Origin of the sequence: Intrasporangium sp. (assembly GCF_032907665.1) — a bacterium.
Lineage (GTDB): Bacteria > Actinomycetota > Actinomycetes > Actinomycetales > Dermatophilaceae > Intrasporangium.
In genome coordinates this window covers 37,890-60,573 of the sequence record NZ_JAJJPG010000006.1, presented here as the reverse complement: position 1 = coordinate 60,573, position 22,684 = coordinate 37,890, and the positions used below count along the sequence as shown (strand labels likewise).

Annotated in this window: 18 protein-coding genes and 1 pseudogene; 10 read left to right on the top strand and 9 right to left on the bottom strand. The window is 71.4% G+C overall.

Annotated elements, in window-relative coordinates; genetic code table 11:
• Positions 1 to 19 precede the first annotated feature (19 nt).
• From LOY02_RS19205 to LOY02_RS02055, 4 genes and pseudogenes are all read right to left on the bottom strand, one after another.
• Positions 20 to 430 (bottom strand): annotated as a pseudogene (locus LOY02_RS19205) (dihydrofolate reductase family protein); the annotation flags it as partial.
• 63 nt (positions 431 to 493) lie between these two features.
• Entirely contained in the window at positions 494 to 1,153 is a 660-nt protein-coding gene (locus LOY02_RS02065) for a hypothetical protein (RefSeq protein ID WP_317180657.1), read from the bottom strand.
• Between the two features lie 25 nt (positions 1,154 to 1,178).
• The gene (locus LOY02_RS02060) at positions 1,179 to 3,644 is read right to left on the bottom strand and encodes a phosphoketolase family protein (protein ID WP_317180656.1); all 2,466 of its coding nucleotides are present in this window, start codon (positions 3,642 to 3,644) and stop codon (positions 1,179 to 1,181) included.
• A 147-nt stretch (positions 3,645 to 3,791) separates the two neighbouring features.
• Positions 3,792 to 4,148, bottom strand: a complete 357-nt coding sequence (locus tag LOY02_RS02055; protein WP_317180655.1) for a VOC family protein — start codon at positions 4,146 to 4,148, stop codon at positions 3,792 to 3,794.
• A 146-nt stretch (positions 4,149 to 4,294) separates the two neighbouring features.
• On the opposite strand from LOY02_RS02055, the gene katG reads away from it, so the two are divergent.
• From katG to LOY02_RS02035, 4 genes are all read left to right on the top strand, one after another.
• Entirely contained in the window at positions 4,295 to 6,490 is a 2,196-nt protein-coding gene (gene katG, locus LOY02_RS02050) for a catalase/peroxidase HPI (protein ID WP_317180654.1), read from the top strand.
• Positions 6,491 to 6,534: 44 nt separating this feature from the next.
• Positions 6,535 to 7,008: a GNAT family N-acetyltransferase gene (locus LOY02_RS02045; protein ID WP_317180653.1), complete on the top strand. Its 474-nt coding sequence runs from the start codon at positions 6,535 to 6,537 to the stop codon at positions 7,006 to 7,008.
• Positions 7,009 to 7,111: 103 nt separating this feature from the next.
• On the top strand, positions 7,112 to 7,924 hold the full coding sequence (locus tag LOY02_RS02040) for an enoyl-CoA hydratase/isomerase family protein (RefSeq protein ID WP_317180652.1): 813 nt from the start codon (positions 7,112 to 7,114) through the stop codon (positions 7,922 to 7,924).
• A gap of 79 nt (positions 7,925 to 8,003) precedes the next feature.
• The gene (locus tag LOY02_RS02035) at positions 8,004 to 9,533 is read left to right on the top strand and encodes an acyl-CoA synthetase (RefSeq protein WP_317180651.1); all 1,530 of its coding nucleotides are present in this window, start codon (positions 8,004 to 8,006) and stop codon (positions 9,531 to 9,533) included.
• A 2-nt stretch (positions 9,534 to 9,535) separates the two neighbouring features.
• On the opposite strand, the gene LOY02_RS02030 is transcribed toward LOY02_RS02035, so the two are convergent.
• Together LOY02_RS02030 and LOY02_RS02025 are read right to left on the bottom strand one after the other, a co-directional pair.
• Positions 9,536 to 10,792: an MFS transporter gene (locus LOY02_RS02030; RefSeq protein WP_317180650.1), complete on the bottom strand. Its 1,257-nt coding sequence runs from the start codon at positions 10,790 to 10,792 to the stop codon at positions 9,536 to 9,538.
• A 75-nt stretch (positions 10,793 to 10,867) separates the two neighbouring features.
• A complete protein-coding gene (locus LOY02_RS02025; protein WP_317180649.1) occupies positions 10,868 to 13,273 on the bottom strand; it encodes an HAD-IC family P-type ATPase in 2,406 nt (801 codons plus the stop codon).
• A 71-nt stretch (positions 13,274 to 13,344) separates the two neighbouring features.
• Here LOY02_RS02025 and LOY02_RS02020 point away from each other — a divergent pair, with 71 nt between their 5' ends.
• Complete coding sequence (locus LOY02_RS02020; RefSeq protein ID WP_317180648.1) at positions 13,345 to 14,766, top strand: NAD-dependent malic enzyme; 1,422 nt, start codon at positions 13,345 to 13,347, stop codon at positions 14,764 to 14,766.
• Positions 14,767 to 14,927: 161 nt separating this feature from the next.
• Here the strand turns inward: LOY02_RS02020 and LOY02_RS02015 are convergent, their stop codons facing one another.
• Positions 14,928 to 15,857 carry an LLM class F420-dependent oxidoreductase gene (locus LOY02_RS02015; RefSeq protein ID WP_317180647.1) on the bottom strand — a complete coding sequence of 310 codons (930 nt, stop codon included), beginning with the start codon at positions 15,855 to 15,857 and terminating at the stop codon, positions 14,928 to 14,930.
• Between the two features lie 55 nt (positions 15,858 to 15,912).
• Positions 15,913 to 16,893: a pirin family protein gene (locus tag LOY02_RS02010; protein WP_317180646.1), complete on the bottom strand. Its 981-nt coding sequence runs from the start codon at positions 16,891 to 16,893 to the stop codon at positions 15,913 to 15,915.
• Positions 16,894 to 16,929: 36 nt separating this feature from the next.
• Here LOY02_RS02010 and LOY02_RS02005 point away from each other — a divergent pair, with 36 nt between their 5' ends.
• The 4 genes from LOY02_RS02005 to LOY02_RS01990 all read left to right on the top strand — a co-directional run bounded on the left by LOY02_RS02005 (position 16,930) and on the right by LOY02_RS01990 (position 20,421).
• Positions 16,930 to 17,271, top strand: coding sequence for a GNAT family N-acetyltransferase (locus LOY02_RS02005; RefSeq protein ID WP_317180645.1), 342 nt, complete (start codon positions 16,930 to 16,932; stop codon positions 17,269 to 17,271).
• The gene (locus tag LOY02_RS02000) at positions 17,268 to 17,648 is read left to right on the top strand and encodes a YidH family protein (protein WP_317180644.1); all 381 of its coding nucleotides are present in this window, start codon (positions 17,268 to 17,270) and stop codon (positions 17,646 to 17,648) included. Before LOY02_RS02005 ends, LOY02_RS02000 begins: the two co-directional genes overlap by 4 nt.
• Positions 17,641 to 17,946, top strand: a complete 306-nt coding sequence (locus tag LOY02_RS01995) for a DUF202 domain-containing protein (protein WP_317180643.1) — start codon at positions 17,641 to 17,643, stop codon at positions 17,944 to 17,946. The genes LOY02_RS02000 and LOY02_RS01995 overlap by 8 nt, the downstream gene beginning before the upstream one ends.
• 186 nt (positions 17,947 to 18,132) lie before the next feature.
• The gene (locus LOY02_RS01990) at positions 18,133 to 20,421 is read left to right on the top strand and encodes a sodium-translocating pyrophosphatase (protein WP_317180642.1); all 2,289 of its coding nucleotides are present in this window, start codon (positions 18,133 to 18,135) and stop codon (positions 20,419 to 20,421) included.
• Between the two features lie 125 nt (positions 20,422 to 20,546).
• Here LOY02_RS01990 and LOY02_RS01985 read toward each other — a convergent pair whose 3' ends face one another.
• On the bottom strand, positions 20,547 to 21,065 hold the full coding sequence (locus LOY02_RS01985; RefSeq protein ID WP_317180666.1) for an inorganic diphosphatase: 519 nt from the start codon (positions 21,063 to 21,065) through the stop codon (positions 20,547 to 20,549).
• Positions 21,066 to 21,201: 136 nt separating this feature from the next.
• Between LOY02_RS01985 and LOY02_RS01980 the strand changes: the two genes are divergently transcribed.
• A complete protein-coding gene (locus tag LOY02_RS01980; protein WP_317180641.1) occupies positions 21,202 to 22,674 on the top strand; it encodes a D-alanyl-D-alanine carboxypeptidase/D-alanyl-D-alanine-endopeptidase in 1,473 nt (490 codons plus the stop codon).
• Positions 22,675 to 22,684: the final 10 nt, after the last annotated feature.

The window sequence follows — 22,684 nt, the reverse complement described above, 5'->3', positions numbered from 1 at the left end:
GGCCGGCGCTGAGCAGCGCGCCATTGAGCGCGCCGCCGCTGTCCACGCGGACGACGCGAGCGCCGTACCGCTCCTGCAGAGCGAGGAGCATCGCCGCAAGGTCGACTCGGTCGGTGCCGGCGCTGATCTCGGGGAGACCAGGTCTCCGTGGCGGCGTGGCCTCGGTATGGACCGCGACCACGTGTGACCAGTAACCCGCGTCGCGCAAGGCTTGCCAGGCACTGACGCGGCCGCGGCTGTCGATGACGGCCAAGGTCGGTCCGTCGGGTGCAGGCCCGGGCTGCTCGGTCTCGGCGAGCGCCGACTCCTGGGCCAGGATCGTGTCCGCCCCGGCCAACGTGACGTCCTCGTGCCACGTCGCCCCCAGCTCGTAGAACCGGGCCACGTCGGCCTCGAAGCCTCCGGTGGACCCGTCCAGCGAGACGGCCACGTGCAGCACGACGTAGGGCCTGTTGTGAGCGGTGCCATCGGCAGGGTCGTCCACCCCCGAACCCTACGCCGTGCGTGCCCGGTGCAGCCGGATCGCCCGGACCGTGAACGTGAGCGCCAACAGGCCGGCACCGCAGAGCACCGCCAGCTGCGCCCAAGGCATGATCTGTGCGTTGCCGCTCGGCCGCGTGAGGCCGAAGTAGACCATGAGGGCCGGCGCGGCGAGTGCCGGCAGCAGGGCCCACAGCCGGGGACGTCTGGCGAGAGCACCGAGCACGGCCATGGTCGGCCCGATGATGACCGAGATCGCGGACCACAGCTGGATCTCCGGGATGCTCAGAGCCTCGTTGAGCCCGAGGGCGGCGTCAGTGACGTAGTAGGCGAGCACCGCAAGCACCAGGCCACCCGTGGCCAGCAGCGCCGACGCACCGAGGTGCCGGATGAACCAGCCCACGCCGAAGGCGAACAGGGCCCACGCCCACGGCGTGCCGAGCCAGGAGCTGACGTACTCCAACCAGCGCACCCCCTGTCCCGGCGTCGCCGTGAAGGGACCGTAGGCGGAGCCGAGGGCATTGGTCGCCGAGTTCGCCACGCCCAGAGCGGCCCCCGCGGCAAGCGGGGTCAGTCGACGCAGATTCGTCGCGCGCGCTACATCGCGGAGCGCTGTCTGACCGGCGGGTGTGGACGCAGTCGCACGGGGCTCCATGAAGAGGGATCCTGCCACGGCGGCGCACCCGCCTCGCCGGCCGTCACTCGTTGTCGGCACCGGTGTCGGAGCTGAAGGCGCCCTGCACTCCCTCCGCGTCGGCGCCGGGCCACACCCACTCCTTGACCTCGGGGAGGTCGTCGCCGTGCTCGCGGGTGTACTGGCGGGCGCGCAGCCGGGCATCGAGCATCCGTTGACGCAGGCCTGCTGCCGTGCCGGACAAGCCGGGTACCCGGTCGATGACGTCGATGACGAGGTGATACCGGTCGAGGTCGTTGAGCATCACCATGTCGAAGGGCGTCGTGGTGGTGCCCTGCTCCTTGTAGCCGCGCACGTGGATGTTGTCGTGGTTCGTGCGTCGATAGGTCAGCCGGTGGATGAGCGTCGGATACCCGTGGTACGCGAACACGACCGGCTTGTCCACGGTGAACAGGGCGTCGAACTCCCGGTGGGACAGCCCGTGCGGGTGCTCCTTCTCGTCCTGCAGCCGCATGAGGTCGACCACGTTGACGACCCGGACCCGCAGGTCGGGAAGGTTCCGGCGAAGGAGGTCGACGGCGGCGAGAGTCTCGAGGGTGGGGACGTCGCCGGCACAGGCCATGACCACGTCGGGCTCGCCGTCACCGCTGTCGGCGCTGGCCCACTCCCAGATACCGATACCGCGCGTGCAGTGGGTGATCGCCTCATCCATGGCGAGCCATTGCGCCTGCGGCTGCTTTCCGGCGACCACGACGTTGATGTAGTCCTTCGTCCGAAGGCAGTGGTCGAACGTCGACAGCAGCGTGTTGGCGTCCGGCGGCAGGTAGATGCGGATGACGTCAGGGCTCTTGTTGGCGACATGGTCGATGAAGCCCGGGTCCTGGTGCGAGAACCCGTTGTGGTCCTGGCGCCACACGTGCGACGACAGCAGGTAGTTCAGCGAGGGGATCGGCACCCGCCACGGGATGTCGCGGGTGACCTTCAGCCACTTCGCATGCTGGTTGACCATCGAGTCGACGATGTGGATGAACGCCTCGTACGAGTTGAAGACGCCGTGCCGTCCGGTGAGGAGGTAACCCTCCAGATAGCCCTCGCACAGGTGCTCCGACAGGACCTCGACGACCCGGCCGGATCGGGCCAGGTGCTCGTCGGTCGGCAGGATGTCCGCCGACCACACCTTGTCGCCCGCCTCGACCGTGGCGCCGAGCCGGTTCGACGCGGTCTCGTCGGGGCCGAACACCCGGAAGTTCTCCCGGTTCCGGTCGACGACGTGGCCAAGCCACCCACCCAGGACCTTCGTGGCCTGCTCGACAGCGCCGCCCGGGGTCGGGACGTCGACGGCATGCTCCCGGAAGTCGGGCAGCGTGAGGTCGCGGGTCAGCGTTCCGCCGTTCGCGTGCGGGTTCGCACTCATCCGACGGGCACCGGCCGGGTTGTTGGCGGCGACGGCCGCGACGATGCGACCGTCCTCCCCGAAGAGCTCGTCGGGCCCGTAGGAGCGCATCCAGTCCTCGAGGACTCGCGTGTAGGCCTCGTCGCCGCGAACGTGGTTCATCGGCACCTGGTGGGAACGCCAGGTGTTCTCGACCGGCTTGCCGTCGATCTCCTTCGGGCCCGTCCAGCCCTTGGGGGTGCGGAAGATGATCATCGGCCAACGAGGCCGTCCCTCGAGGGTGCCGTCGGCGGCTCGCTGCTTGATCGAGGCGATCTCGTCGAGGACCTCGTCGAGCATCGCCGCGAACCGCTGATGGACGACGAGGTGGTCCTCGTCGTCGAACCCGCCTTCGAACAGGTATGGCTGGTAGCCGTACCCGGTGAACAGCGCCCTGAGGTCGTCGTCAGGGATGCGCGCCAGGATCGTCGGGTTGGCGATCTTGTAGCCGTTGAGATGCAGGATCGGCAGGACGACACCGTCGTTGACGGGGTCGACGAACGTGGTCGAGTGCCACGCCGCTGCGAGCGGTCCGGTCTCGGCCTCGCCGTCGCCGATCACCGCCGCCACGACCAGGTCGGGGTTGTCGAACGCAGCGCCGTAGGCGTGGGCGAGGGAGTAGCCGAGCTCGCCGCCCTCATGGATCGAGCCGGGCGTCTCAGGGGCGACGTGGCTCGGCACGCCGCCGGGGAACGAGAACTGCCGGAACAAGGTGCGCAGGCCGTCCGAGCCCTGGCCGACATGGGAGTAGAGCTCGCCGTAGGTGCCCTCGAGCCAGGCCGCTGCGACCAGCGAAGGGCCGCCGTGGCCGGGTCCGCTGATGTAGATCATGTCGAGGTCGCGCTCGATGATCTCGCGGTTCAGGTGGGCGTACAGGAAGTTCTGACCGGGCGAGGTGCCCCAGTGACCGAGGAGCCGAGGCTTGACGTGCTCTGCCGTGAGAGGTTCGCGCAGGAGGGGGTTGTCCATGAGGTAGATCTGGCCGACGGCCAGGTAGTTCGCCGCGCGGAACCAGGCGTCGACACTGGCCAGTCGCTCCGCGTCGAGCGGCCCCTCGGGTATCGAGGTCGTGCGTTTCGTCGTCCGCTTCCGGGCCATGTGCTGGCTCCCTCCGGCATCAACCGTCGCATGCGTCCACAGCTCGCTCGATCGGCGTCACCAACCTACCCGGTCACCATCGTGCGGCGGGCTGGGGCGTGCGCAGCGGCATACGGAAGCGGCCGCGGGCCCATGAGGCCCCGACGGTCACGTGAGGCAGAGACAGAAGGGGTGGCCGGCTGGGTCGAGGAGCACCCGGAAGGCATCGCTCGGCTGGTGCTCGTGCCGGGTCGCACCGAGGGCAACGAGCGCCGCTTCCGCCTCGTCGAGGTCATCGACGAGCACGTCCAGGTGCATCTGCTGCGGAATCGTCTGGGCCGGCCACGCGGGTGGCGTGTATGCCGCGACCTCCTGGAAGGAGATGCACTGCCCGTAGTCCGCCCGGATGTTCGCCCAGCCGGGGGACTCGTCCACCTTCCAGTCGAGCATCGCTGCGTAGAACCGGGCCAGGGCGCCGGGGTCGGGGCAGTCGATCACGATGCCGGGATAGCGTCCAATGGCCATGTGCGTGAGTGTAGGACGGGAACCGGACAGTTTCCGTCCGGGTCCGCACACCCTTGATGCGTTTCCGCCCAGCGGAGAGACTGAGGCGTGACGACGAGGCCGGCCGGTCCCCGGGACCGGGGGCCGAGGACCTGAGGAGGATCGACGTGTCAGAGCACGGCAGCGAGAGCGAGAACCCCGTCATCGAGGCGCCGACCCCGGCGCCCAACCGCCCCCGCACGAACCAGGACTGGTGGCCGAACCAGCTCAACCTGCAGGTCCTGCACCAGCACAACCCGCTGGGCGACCCGCTGGGTGCGGACTTCTCCTACGCGGAGGCCTTCTCGAGCCTCGACGTCGAGGCCCTGAAGCGCGACGTCGTCGAGGTCATGACGACCTCGCAGGACTGGTGGCCGGCTGACTACGGGCACTACGGGCCGCTCTTCATCAGGATGAGCTGGCACTCCGCGGGCACGTACCGCATCGAGGACGGCCGGGGCGGCGCGGGCGACGGTGCCCAGCGCTTCGCCCCGCTCAACAGCTGGCCCGACAACGTGAGCCTCGACAAGGCCCGGCGGCTGCTCTGGCCGGTGAAGAAGAAGTACGGAAGTGCCATCTCCTGGGCCGACCTGATCGTCTTCGCCGGGAACTGCGCCCTCGAGTCGATGGGTTTCGAGACGTTCGGATTCGGCTTCGGCCGGGAGGACATCCCGGAGCCGGAGGAGATCTTCTGGGGCCCCGAGGACGCCTGGCTCGGCGACCAGCGCTACAGCGGGGAGCGCGAGCTGGCCGCCCCCTTCGGCGCCGTGCAGATGGGCCTGATCTACGTCAACCCCGAGGGACCGAACGGCAACCCGGACCCCTTGGCCTCCGCCCGTGACATCCGGGAGACGTTCCGGCGGATGGCGATGAACGACGAGGAGACGGTCGCGCTCATTGCCGGCGGCCACACCTTCGGCAAGACCCACGGGGCCGGGCCGGCCGACCACGTCGGCCCCGAGCCCGAGGCTGCGCCGATCGAGGACATGGGTCTCGGTTGGAAGTCCACCTACGGGACGGGGAAGGGCCCGGACACCATCACCTCCGGGCTCGAGGTGACATGGACCTACCACCCCACGAGGTGGGACAACGAGTTCTTCCACATCCTCTTCGCCTACGACTGGGAGCTCACCCAGTCACCGGCAGGCGCCAGCCAGTGGCGCCCGAAGCACGGCGCCGGCTCGGACATGGTGCCCGGCGCGTTCGAGGGTGCGCCCCGCCGTGAGCCCCGGATGCTCACCTCCGACCTCGCGTTGCGTTTCGACCCGGCCTACGAGAAGATCTCGCGCCGGTTCCTGGAGAACCCTGAGGAGTTCCGGCTCGCCTTCGCCAAGGCCTGGTACAAGCTGCTCCACCGCGACATGGGCCCGGTCACGCGCTACCTCGGGCCGTGGGTCCCCGAGCCCCAGCTCTGGCAGGACCCCGTGCCACCGGTGGACCACGAGCTGGTCTCGGACGAGGACGTGGCCGCTCTCAAGGCCAGGCTCCTCGACTGCGGGCTGTCCATCCCGCAGCTGGTGCTGACGGCCTGGGCCTCGGCCGCGACCTTCCGCGACACCGACAAGCGCGGAGGCGCGAACGGCGCCCGGATCCGTCTCGAGCCCCAGCGCAGCTGGGAGGTCAACCAGCCGGCCGAGCTCGCGACGGTGCTCGAGACCCTGGAGCGGGTCCAGCGCGAGTTCAACGACGCCCAGACCGACGGCACGAAGGTCTCCCTCGCCGACCTCATCGTCCTCGGCGGCTGCGCGGCCATCGAGCAGGCCGCGCGGAACGCCGGGCATGGGATCACCGTGCCGTTCACGCCCGGACGCACCGACGCGACGCAGGAGCAGACGGACGTCGAGTCCTTCGAGGTGCTCGAGCCGAAGGCCGACGGGTTCCGCAGCTACCTCCGGTCTGGCGAGAAGCTGCCCCCCGAGACCCTGCTGCTCGACCGCGCCAACCTGCTGCGCCTCACGGCTCCCGAGATGACGGTGCTCGTCGGCGGGATGCGTGCGCTCGGGGCCAATGTCGGCGGGACGCCCTACGGCGTCCTCACCGACCGCCCGGGGACGCTCACCAACGACTTCTTCGTCAACCTGCTCGACATGAGCACGGAGTGGCGCACCTCGGAGACGACCGAGCACGTCTACGACGGCCGCGACCGCGCGACGGGCGAGGTGAGGTGGACGGCCACAGCGGTCGACCTCGTCTTCGGGTCCCACTCCCAGCTGCGGGGGATGGCCGAGGTCTACGGCGCCGACGACGCGCAGGAGAAGTTCGTCAGGGACTTCGTCGCGGCCTGGGACAAGGTGATGAACCTCGACCGCTTCGACGCCCGCTGAATCTCGTTGGCGGGTCGGCCGCGGTGGCGGCAGCATGACGGGCCATGAGCGACCCGGTCATTCGCCGCGCCACCGCGGCCGATGCGCACGCCATCGTCGACCTGCGTGCCCTGATGTTCTCCTCGATGGGTGTCCCGGGGGTCGATGACGACGGGTGGCGGCAGGGCGCGGTCCGCTGGTTCCAGGCGGAGCCGGCCCAGCGGCATACGTGTGCCGTCGTCGCGGAGCGCGACGGTCGGGTGGTCGCGGGGGCGATGGGCTCGCTCCGCTTCGAGATGCCCTCCCCGGTCAACCCCAACGGCGTGTGGGGGCTGCTCAACAACGTCGCGACGTTCCCCGACGCGCGGCGACAGGGCCTGGCCCGTGCGTGCGTCGTCGGCGTGCTCGACTGGTTCCAGCACGAGACGGAGGCCTCGGTGCTCGAGCTGTTCGCCACGGGGGAGGGCTCCGGCCTCTACGAGGAGCTCGGGTTCTCGGTGACGGCCTGGCCGGCCATGCGGATGCGCCTTCCCCGGTGACGCGCGCACGTCCACGGGTCGGACCCGGCGTGTCCGCCGATTGCGTGGACGTCCTACGATCAGCCGCAGCGGCGTCGCCGACGACGCGCGGAAGGGGCGGACGATGACGGATCCGGTCACGAGCGAGGTCGAGCCGCGCGGCGTGCGCTACGAGCGCGCGGGGCAGGATGGTCGGGTCGGACGGATCGTCCTCGCGCGGCCGGAGGCGTCGAACGCCTTCGACCTGCCGGCGGCGCGGTCCCTGGGATTCGCCCTCGACCGCGCCGAGGCCGATATCGATCGGTCCGACATCGGCGCCGTACTCGTGACGGCCGAGGGTCCGCGCTTCTGCGGCGGCGGCGACGTCAGGTCCTTCGCAGCCGCACACGACCAGCCTGCCTACCTGCGTGAGCTCGCCGCCACCCTCGAGGCCGAGCTGCGTCGCCTCTCCGACCTGCCGGTGCCGGTGATCGCAGCTGTCCAGGGGAGCGTTGCCGGGGCGGGTCTCGCCGTCCTGCTCAACTCCGACGTCGTGCTCTCCGGCCGCTCCACCCGCTTCACCATGGCCTACGCAGGCATCGGTCTCACGCCGGACTGCGGCGTCTCCTACCTCCTGCCGCGGGCCGTCGGCCAGCAGCGGGCCCTCGCGCTCGCCGTCACCGGCCGCGTCCTCGGCGCGGACGAGGCCGCCACCTGGGGGCTCGTCACCGACGTCGTCGACGACGCTGTCCTGCCCGAGCGGGCGCTCGAGCTGGCCGAGTCGATCGCCGCCGGGGCGGCCGGGGACACGGCCGCGCTCGGCCAGGCCAAGCGGCTGATCCGCTCGTCCTGGGACGTCACCCGGGCAGGGAGTGCGGCCGACGAGGTCGACACCATCGCCACTGCGGTGACCTCGGCCGAGGCCCGACGCCGCATCGAGCGCTTCGTGAGCCGCTGAGCCGCGCACCACCGAAGACCCCAACCGACGAACACCCCGACGAACACCCCCGACGACCTCTCGACGACCAAGGAGCCCCATGTCGGTCATCACCCGCAGCAGCACCGTCGACGGCATCATCCGCCGCAGCGCCCGGACCTTCCGCGACCGGCCGGCGACGATCTTCGGGGGGCGGACGCTGACGTATGCCGCCCTCGACGAGGCCGTCACCCGCGCGGCGGCGCACCTGCTCGGCCTCGGCCTGGCCAAGGGCGACCGAGTCGCTGCCTACGGCAAGAACTCCGACGCCTACCTCATCGGCTTCCTCGCGTGCGCCAGGGCGGGCCTGGTCCACGTCCCGCTCAACTACAACCTCACCGGCCCGGAGCTGAGCTACCTCGTCACCCAGTCGGGCAGTCGCGCGATCCTGCACGACCCGGCGCTCGCCGGCCATCTCGACCTGCTCGACCCGGAGGCGTTGGAGCTGCTCGAGCGGCGCATCCCGCTGCGCGACGCGGACGGTTCGCTCGTCGACGTGGCGCTGTCCGGCGAGGTGCCCGAGGTGGAGGTCGAGGTGGCCGACACGGACACGGCGCAGTTCCTCTACACGTCGGGCACGACGTCGCGGCCGAAGGCGGCGATCATGAGCCACCGGGCCCTCGTCCACGAGTACCTCTCGTGCATCGTCGCGCTCGACCTCGCGGCGGACGACAACCCGCTGCACGTCATGCCGCTCTACCACTCGGCGCAGATGCACGTCTTCCTCGTGCCGTGGCTCGCGGTCGGTGCGACGAACACCATCCTCGAGGTCCCCGACGCGGCCGAGATCCTGCGGCGGATCGAGGAGGACGGGCACCGCTCCTTCTTCGCCGCGCCGACGCTGTGGGTCGCGATGGCCAACCACGCCGACTTCGAGGACCGCGACCTCGACGGACTGCGCAAGGCGTACTACGGAGCCTCGATCATGCCCGTCCCGGTTCTCCAGCGGATCCAGGCCAAGGCGCCGTCCCTGGGGTTCTACAACTGCTTCGGCCAGTCCGAGATCGCGCCGCTCGCGACCGTCCTGCGGCCGGAGGAGCACGCCGACCGCCCGGACTCCGCGGGTCGTCCGGTCCTCTTCGTCGAGGCGCGCGTCGTCGACGCCGAGGGCAACGACGTCGCGGCGGGGGAGACGGGCGAGATCGTCTACCGCTCGCCGCAGCTCTGTGACGGCTACTGGGACGACCCCGGGGCGACCGCCGAGGCCTTCTCGGGCGGCTGGTTCCACTCCGGCGACCTCGTCCGCATCGACGAGGAGGGCTACGTCTTCGTCGTCGACCGGATCAAGGACGTCATCAACACGGGCGGTGTGCTCGTGGCGTCCCGTGAGGTCGAGGACGCCCTCTACACGCACCCCGCGGTCGCCGAGGTCGCCGTCGTCGGGGAGCCCGACGAGAAGTGGGTCGAGGCCGTGACCGCCTTCGTCGTCCCCAAGTCGGAGGTCACCGAGGCCGACCTCATCGCCCACGTCCGGGACCGGCTCGCCTCCTTCAAGCTCCCCAAGCGGGTCACCTTCGTCGAGTCCCTCCCGCGCAACGCGTCGGGCAAGATCCTCAAGCGTGAGCTGCGCCGGGACGCCGAGGCGTCCTGACGTCAGAGGGCCGTATGCCGCTGGGCCGGCTCCCAGCGGTCGCTGCCGTGCCCGGCGCGGCCGACTCGCAACGCCGAGCCGCCGACCCAGGAGACTGCCACGGCGACCAGACCGGCCACGACGGTGACGGCGAACGCCGGCGTGTGACCGCCCCAGTCGGCGAGGCGTCCGGACAACGCCGCCCCGACGGCGTAGCCGAGGCCGGTCGCTGCGGCGAGCAGCGTCATGGCCGCGCCGGTGCGCGACGGGGGAGTGATCCGCTCACCGAGCGTGAAGGTCGTGATCATGTAGGGCGCGACGCTGACACCGAGGACGAGCAGGGTCGGGACGAGTGTCGGGAGCGAGTCGACGAGGAGGAGCGGCAGGGAGAGGACGAGCAGGAGCACGGCGAACCACCGGAGACGGTGGGGCAGGGGCCACCTCGGGGGGAGGGCGGCCATGCCGAGACCCGCGGCCACGCTGCCGACGCCGAGCAGGGCGTGGAGGTAGCCGGTCAGCCCCGGCTGGCCGGCGTCGGTCGCGAGGACGGACGTGCCGGTCTGGACGGACCCGAAGACGGTCCCGATGACGAACTGGCTGATGCAGAGCAGGACGAGTCCGACGGTGAGGAGCCGTCCGCGTGGGGCCGTCCCGCTCCTCGCGACGCTGTGGGTGAGGATCGCGGTGTCGTGCAGGGCGAACCAGGTCCCGAAGGCGGCGAGGACGACGGCCGCGGCAGCGAGTGCGGCGGTCGGGCTGGCCAGGGAGACCCCGAGCCCGACGAGGGCGGGCCCGAGGACGAACGACGCCTCGTCAGCGGCCCCCTCGTAGGAGAAGGCAGCCTCGACGAGGTGCGGCTCGTTGCGTCCGGACCGCGACGTGATGGGGCGCCAGCGGACCCGTGCCATCGGCCCGACCTGTGGGAGGAAGAGGCCGGTGACCGCTCCCGCGACAGCCGACCAGACCCATGGCAGTGAGGAGTTCGCGACGACGAGGAGCGCGCCGAGGCTGGCGGCACCGGCGAGGGACTGCACGGCGACGATGCGACGCTGGCCCAGCCGGTCGGCCCGCGCGCCCCAGAAGGGCGCGCCGACGGCATTGGCGATGGCCAGGGCGCCCGCAGCGGCACCCCCCGCGCCGTAGCTCCCGGTGGTCCCGGCGACGAGGAGCAGGGTGCCCAGCTGGCTCATGGCCAGCGGCAGCCGGGCGACGAAGGCGACGAGGACGTAGGCGGGACCGGTCAGGCCGAAGAGCCTCCGGTAGGAATCGAGGGGCGACACGAGCGGCTCCAAGGTGCACGGAATGCGCACCTTCCCGCCCAACAGGTGCGCCCGATGCCCTTTGCCGTCGCCATTCTACGACTTTGCCCGGGGCACCGCCCAGCGGTGCAGGGCCTCGATGGCCACGGCGCCGACCAGCCCGATGCCGAGGGACGGCCAGACGAGCGCCCAGGGCGCGTCGAAGGCGAAGAACTCGTGGCCGACCGGCAGGACGAAGGCGAGCAGGGCGAGCAGCGCCATGGCCCCGATGAGCCCTGCCTTCCACCAGCGGAACGGGCGCGCGAGCACGACGAGGATCGAGAAGAAGACGACGAGCAGGGTGATCGTCGCGCCGGTGCTCGGCTGGATACAGGCGAGGTCGATCCCGACGTCCCCCGGCTGTGCGATCTCGCACCGGGCGGCGAACTCCTCCGGCGGGACCCCGTAGCGACGGCCGCTGAGGACGTAGGAGGCGATGACGGCGAGGCCGGCGATCGCCCCGGCGGGGACGGCGAAGCGGAGGATCCGGCCGAGGAAGCCCGGCAGGTAGCGCCGCTTGTTCGGGCCGAGGGCGAGGAAGAAGGCGGGGATGCCGATGGTGAGTGTCGACACGAGGGTGAGGTGGCGCGGCAGGAAGGGGAAGGGCAGCGCGGCGAGGGCGGCGGCGATGATGGCGAGCAGGCTCATCGCGTTCTTCGCGACGAAGAGGTTCGCGACCCGTTCGACGTTGCCGATGACCCGTCTCCCCTCGGCGATGACCTTCGGCAGGTGCGCGAAGCGGCCGTCGAGCAGGACGAGCTCGGCGACGGCCTTGGTGGCCTGCGCGCCGTTGCCCATGGCGACGCCGATGTCGGCGTCCTTGAGGGCGAGGGCGTCGTTGACCCCGTCGCCCGTCATCGCGACGACGTGCCCGTCGGCCTGGAGGGCGTGGACGAAGGACCGCTTCTGCTCCGGCGAGACCCGGCCGAAGACGGTCGAGCGGGCCAGGACCTCGCGCAGGACCTCCGGGTCGTCGGGGAGCGTCCGCGCGTCGACAGGGTCCTTGGGGTCGAGCCCCACCTCCCGCGCCACTGCGGCCACGGTCTGCGGGTTGTCCCCGGAGATGATCTTGATCTCGACGCCCTGCTCGTCGAAGTAGGCCAGGGTGTCCCGGGCATCGGGGCGGATCTGCTCGGTGAGGGTGACGAGGGCAGCGGGGGTGAGGTCGTCGGGCAGGACCGGCTCGTCGAGAAGCCGCCGGCTCCGCGCGAGCAGGACGATGCGGCGACCCCGGCTGGCCAGCTCAGCCACGTCGTCACGCAGCGGGTCCTCGTCGGCGAGCAGGACCTCGGGCGCGCCGAGGATCCACGTCTCGTGCTCCTCGAAGCAGGCTGCGCTCCACTTGCGCTCGGAGTTGAACGGCACGACCGCCGTGCGGCGCCATCCGGGCGAGGCCAGCGCGGCACCCACGGCGGCGAGGGTGCCGTTGGCGTTCGGGTCGTCGGCGAGCGCACCGAGAGCGCAACGGATCTCGTCCGCGTCTGCATCGCGGACGGGTCGGGCCGCTTCGAAGGCGATCTCGCCGACGGTGAGCGTGCCGGTCTTGTCGAGGCAGACGACATCGACCCGGGCGAGGCCCTCGACGGCGGGCAGCTGCTGGACGAGCACCTGGTCGCGGGTGAGCTGGACCGCAGCGAGGAGGAAGGCGACGGAGGTGAGCAGCACGAGGCCTTCCGGCACGAGTCCGACGACTCCGGCGGCGGAGCGGAGGACGACGGCCTCCCACCCCTGGTCCCCGACGATCCTCCACTGCGACCAGATCTGCAGGGGTAGCGCGATGACGATGACCCAGGTGATGTAGCGGAGCAGCGTGTTGATCGACGCCTGGATCTCCGAGTACGTGCGGGTGAACCTCCTCGCCTCGGCGGCTATCCGGTTGACGTAGGCGTCGGAGCCGATCGCCCGTGCGTGGTACCGGCCGGAGCCGGCCACGACGCTCGTCCCCGAGAGGATCTCGTCGCCGGCCGGGTGGTGGACGGGGTCGGACTCGCCGGTGAGGTTGGCCTCCCCGAGCTCGAGACCCTCGGAGGTGAGCAGGACGCCGTCGGCGGGGACCTCGTCGCCGGCCCGCAGCTCGATGAGGTCGTCGAGGACGACCTCGCTGGTGGGGACGTCCCGGGTCTGTCCGTCGCGCACCACCCGCGTCGTCGGTGCGTGGAGCAGGGCGAGCCGGTCGAGCTTCCGCTTGGCGAGGTACTCCTGGACGATGCCGATGGCCGAGTTGACGACGAGGATGATGCCGAAGAGGCCGTCCGCCCACGACCCGGTCGCGAGGACGAGGACGAAGAGGGCGCCGAGGATCGCGTTGAACCGGGTCAGCACGTTGGCCCGGACGATCTCGCCGACCGAGCGCGACGTCCGCTCCGCGATCTCGTTGACCTCGCCGCGCGCGACGCGCTCGGCCACCTGGGCGCTCGTCAGCCCGGTCACGTGGTCGAGGTGCACTTCCCCGGTGGTCGTCACTGCCTCATTGTCGTATGCCGCTGGGCCGGCTCCCCGGCAAGGCCCCTCCGCGGGCGTGGGACGATGATCCGGTGACCGAGTCGATCCAGCGTGCCCGAGCGACCACCGCCTCCTACTCGATCACGATGCGACTGCACACGGGCACGGATCCGGCCGTCATCGGCGAGCTCGCGACGAAGGTCGCCGAACGGGGTGGCATCACGACCGCCCTCGACGTCGTCGACTCCCACCCCGACTCCCTCGTCATCGACCTCACGGCGTCCGCGTCCGATGGCGACCACGCGAACGAGCTCGTCGAGGCCGTCGAGACCCTCGAGGGCGTCCGCGTCCACAAGGTCTCCGACCGGGTCTTCCTGCTCCACCTCGGCGGCAAGATCAGCGTCGAGCCCAAGGTCAACCTCCGCACTCGCCAGGACCTCGCGATGGCCTACACCCCAGGTGTCGGCCGGGTCAGCATGGCCATCGCCGAGCACCCGGAGGACGCGCGACGGTTGACGATCAAGGGCAACGCCGTCGCCGTCGTCACCGACGGGACGGCGGTGCTCGGGCTCGGCGACATCGGGCCGAAGGCGGCCCTTCCCGTCATGGAGGGCAAGGCGGCGCTCTTCAAGCGCTTCGCCGGAATCGACGCATGGCCGATCTGCCTCGACACGACCGACGTCGACGAGATCGTGCGCACGGTCGAGCTCATCGCGCCGGGCTTCGGTGGCGTCAACCTCGAGGACATCGCTGCTCCCAAGTGCTTCGAGATCGAGGCCAAGCTGCGCGAGCGCCTCGACATCCCCGTCTTCCACGACGACCAGCACGGCACCGCCATCGTCGTGCTCGCGGCCCTCACGAACGCGCTGCGGTGCATCGACATGAAGCTCCCCGACGCCCGCATCCTCGTCTCCGGCGGCGGGGCGGCCGGCTCGGCGATCGTCCAGCTGCTCCTCGCCGCGGGCGCCCGCGACGTCACCGTCTACGACCGGATCGGCCTGCTCCACCGCGACGACGAGCGGCTCACGCCTGCCTGGCGAGCGCTCGCGGAGCAGACGAACCCGCGCGGAGTCGTCGGTGACCTGCGGACCGGACTCCGCGGGGCCGACGTCTTCATCGGCGTCAGCGCGCCGCGCATCCTCGACGCTGCGTGGATCGACGAGATGGCCGAGCAGCGGATCGTCTTCGCGCTCGCGAACCCCGACCCCGAGGTCGACATCCACGAGGCGACCAAGCGCGCCACGGTCGTCGCCTCGGGACGGAGCGACTACCCGAACCAGATCAACAACGTGCTCGCCTTCCCGGGCGTGTTCCGGGGTCTGCTCGACGCCCGGGCGCGCGACGTGACGACCGAGATGCTCATCAAGGCCGCCGAGGCGATCGCCTCGGTCGTCACCGACGAGCAGCTCAACCCGAACTACATCATCCCGAGCGTGTTCCACCCCGACATGAGCAAGACCGTCGCCAGGGCGATCGTCGACTGCGTGCCGAAGGATCCCGACCCCCAGGGGTGAGCGGACGTGACGGCGTGACGGGCGACGGCGCACCCCAGCCACCCGACTCACCGGATGACGACGCAACACGCCCGGCAATCCCCAACCGGCACCGGAAATATCCGGGTGGGTTGCGGGTTGCCGGGCGTGTTGCAGGGGGTTGCAGAGCGACGGGGCGCGGGTCAGCGGAGCTGGCGCAGCACCCCGTCCGCGATCTCCTCGAGGTGGTCGAGGTCGGACAGGTCGAGGACCTGGAGGTAGACCCGGCTCGCGCCGACCTCGGCGAAGGTCCCGAGCCTGTCGACGATCTCGTCGGCGGAGCCGGCCAGGCCGTTCCTCCGCAGCTCGTCGACCTCACGCCCGATCGCCTCGGCCCGGCGCCGCAGGGTCGGTTCGTCGTTGCCGAGCGCGACGACCTGGGCGGCCGAGTAGACCAGCTCGTCACCGTCACGTCCGCGCTCGGCGCACGCCGCGCGGACCCGCCTGAAGAGCCCGCCCGAGTCCGAGGCCGACTGGAAGGCGGCGTTGAACTCAGCGGCATACTGCGCGGCAAGGGCGGGCGTGCGTCGCTTCCCCGCCCCGCCGATGATGATGGGCACTCCACCCTGCTGGGCGGGCTTGGTCAGGGCGGGGGAGTCGGCGATCGGGTAGTGGGTCCCCTCGTGGGTGAAGGTCTGGCCCGGGGCCGTCTCCCACAGCCCGGTGATGACGGCCAGCTGCTCCTCGAGCCGGTCGAAGCGCTCGCCCACGGGCGGGAAGGGAATGCCGTATGCCGTGTGCTCGGCTCCGAACCACCCGGCGCCGAGTCCCAGCTCGACCCGGCCACCACTCATCTGGTCGACCCCGGCCACCTGCACGGACAGCGGCCCGGGCAGGCGAAAGGTCGCCGACGTGACGAGGGTGCCGAGCCGGATCGTCGACGTCTCCCTGGCCAGGCCGGCGAGGGTCGTCCACGCGTCCGTCGGGCCGGGCCCACCGTCGCCGCTCATGTGCAGGTAGTGGTCGGAGCGGAAGAACCCGCCGAAGCCGAGGTCCTCGGCCGCACGGGCGACCGCGAGGAGGTCGTCGTAGGTGGCGCCCTGTTGGGGCTCGGTGAAGATGCGCAGGTCCATGGTCACGTCCGTGGGCAACGCGGGGTGGCGGTGTGGGATTCCGGGGCGGCGTGGTTCAGCCGCGGGTGCGGAGCCGGACGTTGGGCAGCTCGGGCGCGGGCAGCGTGTCCGGCCACGCATCCGGGAAGGCGCCGAACTGGACGCCACCGCCGGTCTCGCGCTCGCGGTGCCACGCGTCACGGAAGCGCACGACCTCGTCGTGGGTGCGCCCGATGAAGTTCCACCACATGACGATCTGCTCGCCGAGTGGCGCCCCGCCGAGGAGCAGCACGCGGGTCGGCTCGGACGGACTCGCCTCGAGGGTGAGCCGCTCGGCGCCGAGCGGCTGGAACGCGATCTCGCCGGGCTTGGCCACGGCGGCCCCCATCGTGAGCGTTCCCGTGTCGCAGAGGACCCCGTGCTCGTGCGCCGGGTCCACGGGCACCTCCAGCCGCTGGCCGGGGGGCAGGTTGATCTCGGCGCCGACGAGGTCGGAGAACATCGAGACCGGCGAGGTCTCGCCGAAGAGCGTCCCGAGGAAGACGAGGACGCGGGCCCCCTCGACGTCGATGGGGGGCGGCTCGTAGTGCTCGAACGCGGCCGGCGCGAAACGGTGCTCGTCAGGCAGGGCCACCCACAGCTGGGCCCCGTGCAGGACCGTCGTCCCCTCGGTGGAGTACTCGGAGTGGGCGATTCCGGAGCCGGCCGTCATGATGTTGAGCTGCCCCGGCCGGACCATCGCGTGGGCCCCCGTCGTGTCGCGGTGCTCGACCTCCCCGGTGAAGAGCCACGAGACCGTCTGCAGACCGGTGTGGGGATGGCCGGGGACCTTCATTCCGCCGGTCTCGGAGACGTCGTCGGGGCCGTAGTGGTCGACGAAACACCAGGCCCCGATGAGCGAGCGCTCGCGCTGGGGCAGGCTCCGCCGGACCGGCATGGCTCGCGGACCACCGAGCGGCACGTTCCGGTAGGGCAGGACGACGGCTGCGCCGCGACCGGACGCCTCCTGCCGGCCGTCGCAGACGACCTCCGCGGGGTTTCGCTCAGGGTTGCTCACCTCGACCACGCTAGACCCGTCAGGCAGACTCGGGCCATGGCGACAGACGCAGAGGCCCAGACCGTCACGCACAACAGCGCGCGCAGCCGCTTCGAGATCGCAGTGGATGGGCGGCGCGTGGGTCTCGCGGAGTACACCGAGGACGACGGCCGCCGGATCTTCTTCCACACCGAGGTCGACGACGCCTACTCCGGGCAGGGCCTGGCGGGCGCGCTCATCCGAGCGGCCCTCGAGGCGACCCGAGCAGCGGGCCTGCGCATCGTGCCGGTCTGCCCCTACGTCGCCGCGTTCGTCAAGCGCCACCACGACTGGGACGACAGCCTCGAGCGGGTGGACCGCGAGGCCCTCTCGGCAGTGAAGCAGGCGACCCGGGCGTGAGCACGGACGAGCGCCGACCCAGGTCGGTCTACGGCGTCGGTGAGGAGCCGGACCCGAGGTTCAGCCTGGCCAACGAGCGGACCGCGCTGGCCTGGATGCGCACCGCCGTCGCCCTCATCGGGGGCGGGATCGCGCTCATCTCCTTCGCCGACACGGGGGCGCTGCCGCCGTGGGCCATGGCGCTGGGTCTGGGCGCCGCCCTCGGGGGAGCGGGCGTCGCGATCCGCGCGGCCCGCTCATGGGCCCGGATCGAGCGGGCGCTGAGGCTCTCCGAGCCGCTCCCGCCGCCGAACGGGCTCTACGTCGTCGCCGTCGCCGTCGTCGTGGCCGCCGCCGTCATCGTCGGCATCGCCCTGGGTGGGCTGCTGAGTGCGTGACCCCGGCCTCCAGCCGGAGCGGACCGCCCTCGCGTGGACGCGGACCTCCGCCGCCCTCACCGTGCTGCCGCTTCCGCTCGTCGTCATCGGCGCGCGCCACCACGCGTGGGCGCTCGTTGCGCTCACGGCCGCGGTGCTGGTCCTGTCGGCGACCACGGCCTTCCGGCTCGCCTCCGGGGTTCGCCGGGCCGTCCACCACGATCGACCGTTGCCGTCGCCCTTCACCGGCCGGCTCCTGCCTGTCCTCTCGGTGCTGCTCCTCGTCGTGGTGTCCGCCGTGGCGGCCGTGCTCTGGTGACGCCGGATCGGCCATCGCAAACCGGGCAGTGAGACGTAGCCCGCATCCCTCTTGCGGCGTGCGGGGCATGCCCTAGAGTAACCGGCGTCACGTCGGGCGACCGACGGCAAACGCGTTTGACCAGCGCCGGTCCGCGACGGGTTGACCGGTCCCAGGAATATGCATGCTGCATGGATCAGGAGTTCGATGTCTTCCCTAACCGCGGCGGAAATCGTCGTCACCGGCAGTGACCAAGGAATCGTCATAGGCGTGGCGGTCGTGGCGCTCATCGCGCTGGTCATCGCCTTCGTGCTGCGGGCCGGCGTGCTCGCGGCCGGCCAGGGCACCCCGAAGATGCAGGAGATCTCGGCGGCGGTGCAGGAGGGTGCGGCGGCCTATCTGGCGCGCCAGTTCCGCACCCTCGGCGTCTTCGTCGTCATCGTCTTCGTCCTGCTCTTCGTCCTGCCGGCGACGACCACGAGCGAGCGCATCGGTCGGTCCATCTTCTTCCTCCTCGGTGCCGCCTTCTCGGCGTCCATCGGCTACTTCGGCATGTGGCTCGCGACGCGGGCCAACGTCCGGGTCGCCGCGGCCGCCAACGGCGACGGCGGCCGGGAGAAGGCCATGCAGGTCGCCTTCCGCACCGGCGGAGCGGTCGGCATGGCGACGACGGGCCTCGGCCTGCTCGGGGCTGCGGTCGTCGTGCTCGTCTACGCGGGCGAGGCGCCCAAGGTCCTCGAGGGCTTCGGCTTCGGCGCCGCGATGCTCGCGATGTTCATGCGTGTCGGCGGCGGCATCTTCACCAAGGCCGCCGACGTGGGCGCCGACCTCGTCGGCAAGGTCGAGCAGGGCATCCCCGAGGACGACCCGCGCAACGCCGCGACGATCGCCGACAACGTCGGTGACAACGTCGGCGACTGCGCCGGCATGGCCGCGGACCTCTTCGAGTCCTACGCGGTCACGCTCGTCGCCTCGCTCATCCTCGGCAGCTCGGCCTTCGGCGCCAAGGGCCTCATCTTCCCCCTCATCGTCCCGGCCATCGGCGTCCTCACGGCGATCGTCGGCGTCTACATCACCAAGGCGCGCGCGGGCGAGCCGGGCCTCGTCACGATCAACCGCTCGTTCTACATCTCCGCGGTGATCTCCGCGATCCTGTCGGGCATCGCGGCCTTCACCTACCTGCCCACCTCCTTCGCCGACCTCGGCCTCGAGGGAGTGGCGGACCAGGAGGGCAACCCGGCGCTCATCGCCACCGTGGCCGTCATCATCGGCATCGTCCTCGCCGCGATCATCCTCTGGCTCACCGGCTACTTCACCGGCACCGAGACGAAGCCGACCCAGGGCGTCGCCCGCTCGTCGCTCACCGGCGCGGCCACGGTCATCCTCGGCGGCATCTCCGTCGGCTTCGAGTCCGCGGTCTACACGGCCCTCGTCATCGCCGGGGCGGTCTACGGCGCGTTCCTGCTCTCGGGCTCGATCATCGTCGGTCTCTTCGCCGTCGCGCTCGCCGGCTGCGGCCTGCTCACGACCGTCGGCGTCATCGTGGCGATGGACACCTTCGGCCCGGTCTCCGACAACGCCCAGGGCGTCGCCGAGATGAGCGGCGAGGTCTCCGACGAGGGCGCCGCGATCCTCACGGAGCTCGACGCGGTCGGTAACACGACCAAGGCCATCACCAAGGGCATCGCGATCGCCACCGCCGTCCTCGCGGCGACCGCGCTCTTCGGCTCCTACTCCGACGCGATCGGCCAGGCCCTGGCCGAGGCGGGCGAGGCCGTGACCGGCTTCTTCATCGCCAACGTCGTGTCGCCCGACACCCTCGTCGGCATGCTCATCGGCGCCTCGGTCGTCTTCCTCTTCTCGGGCCTGGCCATCAACGCCGTGGCCCGGGCAGCCGGCGCGGTCGTCATGGAGGTGCGCCGGCAGTTCCGCGACATCCCCGGCATCATGGAGGGCACCGGCAAGCCGGAGTACGGCAAGGTCGTCGACATCGTCACGCGTGACTCGCTCCGTGAGCTCGCCACGCCCGGCCTGCTCGCCGTCTTCGCGCCGATCGCGGTCGGCTTCGGCCTCGGTGTCGGCCCGCTCGCGGGCTACCTCGCGGGCACGATCGCGACGGGCACGCTCATGGCCGTCTTCCTCGCCAACTCCGGTGGCGCCTGGGACAACGCCAAGAAGATCGTCGAGGACGGCGTCCACGGTGGCAAGGGCTCGCCGGCGCACGAGGCGACGGTCATCGGCGACACCGTCGGCGACCCGTTCAAGGACACTGCCGGTCCGGCCATCAACCCGCTCCTCAAGGTGATGAACCTCGTGTCGCTGCTCATCGCACCGGCCGTCGTCACCCTGACGGTGGGCGACTCCGCGAACGACGTGGTCCGCTACGCCATCGCCGTGGTCGCGGTGCTCGTCATCGTCGCTGCGGTGCTCGTCTCCAAGCGGCGTGAGTCCTCGCTGCACACCGAGCCCGTGCCGGCGGAGAAGCAGCCGGTCTGACCCGGTCCAGCCAGCCACAGAACGACGTATGCCGCCCACTCGCCCGAGTGGGCGGCATACGTCTGCCTGTGCCGGGTGCGAGTGAGCCCGTCAGCGAGCGCCCATGGCGTCGCTGCGGCGTCGTCTCAGTGGGAGCTCTGCCGATCCCAGCGGTGCGTCGTCAGGCCTGCCTCCGTGGCCCGCTCGAGGGCCTCGCGGACGACGCGCTCGGCCGTGGCCCGGTCGCTCCAGTCGGCCGCCGCGACGTGCTTGCCGGCCTCGAGATCCTTGTAGCGCTCGAAGAAGTGCTTGATCTCGTCGAGCTTGTGGGCCTGGACGTCGCGGACGTCCTGCAGGTCGTTCATCCGCGGGTCGACCGGCACGCAGAGGACCTTGTCGTCGCCGCCGGCCTCGTCCTCCATGTGGAAGACGCCGATGGGCCGCGCGTGGATGAGCACTCCGGGGAAGGTCGGCTCGGGCATGAGCACGATGGCGTCGAGCGGGTCGCCGTCCTCGCCGAGGCTGTCCTCGATGTAGCCGTAGTCGCCGGGGTAGGCCATCGAGGTGTACAGGAACCGGTCGAGCCTGATCCGCCCCGTCTCGTGGTCGACCTCGTACTTGTTGCGCGATCCCTTGGGGATCTCGATCGTCACGTCGAAGTCCACGTCGTTGCCCTTTCGCTGGCTCACCCCATGCTCGTCGACGGGGCCCTTCCTGACAGAATCTCGGGCAACAGTGTCGCGTAGGTGGCACCGATCTGCGAAAACCCACCAGCTCGTGGACCTGAAAGGGGGCGTCGTCGTGAGGCGGTTGACGGCGGCCCTGACCGCCTCCGCCGTGCTCGTCGTCGGCTATGCCGCGCTCGATGCCGCCGACCGCGTCCCTGGCCTGCTGACGACCCGACCCCTCCCGCCACCGCCTCCGACCGAGACCCCGGGCACCCGCACCCTGCCCCTCGTCCCCCAGCCGTCACTGTCGACGTCCGTCCGTATGCCGCTGGGCCCGCTCGCCGGAGAGCGGGCCGCGCCCAGCGCGGCGGGTATGCGCACAGCGCTCGCCGACGTCCTCGACCTGCCCGCGCTCGCGGACTCGGCGCTCGTCGTGCGTGACGGGCAGTCGGGCGAGGTCCTCTTCGACCGGGGAGGTGACGAGCTGCGGATCCCCGCGTCGACGACGAAGCTGCTCGCCGCGGCCGCGGTCGGTCAGGTCTTCGCCCCCGACGAGACGCTGACCACCGTGGTGCGCCAGGGCGAGGCCGCGGACGAGATCGTCCTCGTCGCAGGGGGTGACAGCCTGCTCGCCCCCGGCGCTGGAGACCCGGACTCCGTGGCAGGCAGAGCCGGGCTGGCCGACCTCGCGGACCAGGTCGCGGCGGCCCTGGCGGACTCCGGGATCGAGCGGGTCACCCTGTCGGTCGACGAGTCGCACGCCCCGGGCCCGAACCATGCCCCGACGTGGGGCGAGTCGTTCCACGGCCTCGGCATCGTCGGCACCGTCGCGATGCTCGGGCTGAGCTCGGAGCGAGCCGCTGCCAACGACCCGGCGCCGATCGATCCGGTGGGCTCGGCGGCGGAGGCCCTCGCCGCGCTGCTGGAGGAGCGTGGCGTCTCGGTCTCGGCCGTCGAGCGCGATTCCCCGGCCGCGGGACCCGGTGACCGTCCCGACGAGACTGCCACTGCGACAGGCACGCCGGCGCCCTCCCCGCGCGTCCTCGGCTCGGTCGAGTCGGCCCCCGTCCGCGACCAGCTCGCGCTCGCGCTCACCGACTCCGACAACACGCTCACCGAGATCCTCGCGCGCCAGGCGGCCTTCCGTGACGGCGCGGGCACCGACTTCGACGAGGTCGGCGCCTGGATCGTCGAGCAGGTCGCGGCCCTGGGCGTCGACACCGACGGAGCGACCCTCGCCGACGCGAGCGGCCTCTCCCGCGAGAACCGTGTCACGGCCGAGCTGTTGACCGAGGTCCTCGTCCTCGGCTACGACGGCCGGCACCCCGTCCTGCGCACCGCCCTCGAGGGGATGCCCATCGCCGGCCTGAGCGGCACCCTCGCCGACCGCTTCATCACCGACCGGGAGGCGCCGGAACCCGCCGCGGGGCGGGCCCGCGCGAAGACCGGGACCCTCACCGGCGCCAACTCGCTCGCGGGGTCCGTCGTGGACGACGACGGCCGCCTCCTCGTCTTCGCCGGCCTCGTCGCAGGCGCGCCGACCGAGGATGCCCGAGACGCCCTCGACCGCTTCGTCGCCGCCCTCGCCGACTGCGGGTGCCGCTGACCGGTCGCGC

Bases quoted from the DNA above. Each gene is read 5' to 3' on its own strand.
- LOY02_RS02060 (WP_317180656.1), bottom strand. From the start codon at position 3,644: ATGGCCCGGAAGCGGACGACGAAACGCACGACCTCGATACCCGAGGGG.
- LOY02_RS02055 (WP_317180655.1), bottom strand. From the start codon at position 4,148: ATGGCCATTGGACGCTATCCCGGCATCGTGATCGACTGCCCCGACCCC.
- LOY02_RS02045 (WP_317180653.1), top strand. From the start codon at position 6,535: ATGAGCGACCCGGTCATTCGCCGCGCCACCGCGGCCGATGCGCACGCC.
- LOY02_RS02040 (WP_317180652.1), top strand. From the start codon at position 7,112: ATGACGGATCCGGTCACGAGCGAGGTCGAGCCGCGCGGCGTGCGCTAC.
- LOY02_RS02035 (WP_317180651.1), top strand. From the start codon at position 8,004: ATGTCGGTCATCACCCGCAGCAGCACCGTCGACGGCATCATCCGCCGC.
- LOY02_RS02015 (WP_317180647.1), bottom strand. From the start codon at position 15,857: ATGGACCTGCGCATCTTCACCGAGCCCCAACAGGGCGCCACCTACGAC.
- LOY02_RS02005 (WP_317180645.1), top strand. From the start codon at position 16,930: ATGGCGACAGACGCAGAGGCCCAGACCGTCACGCACAACAGCGCGCGC.
- LOY02_RS01990 (WP_317180642.1), top strand. From the start codon at position 18,133: ATGTCTTCCCTAACCGCGGCGGAAATCGTCGTCACCGGCAGTGACCAA.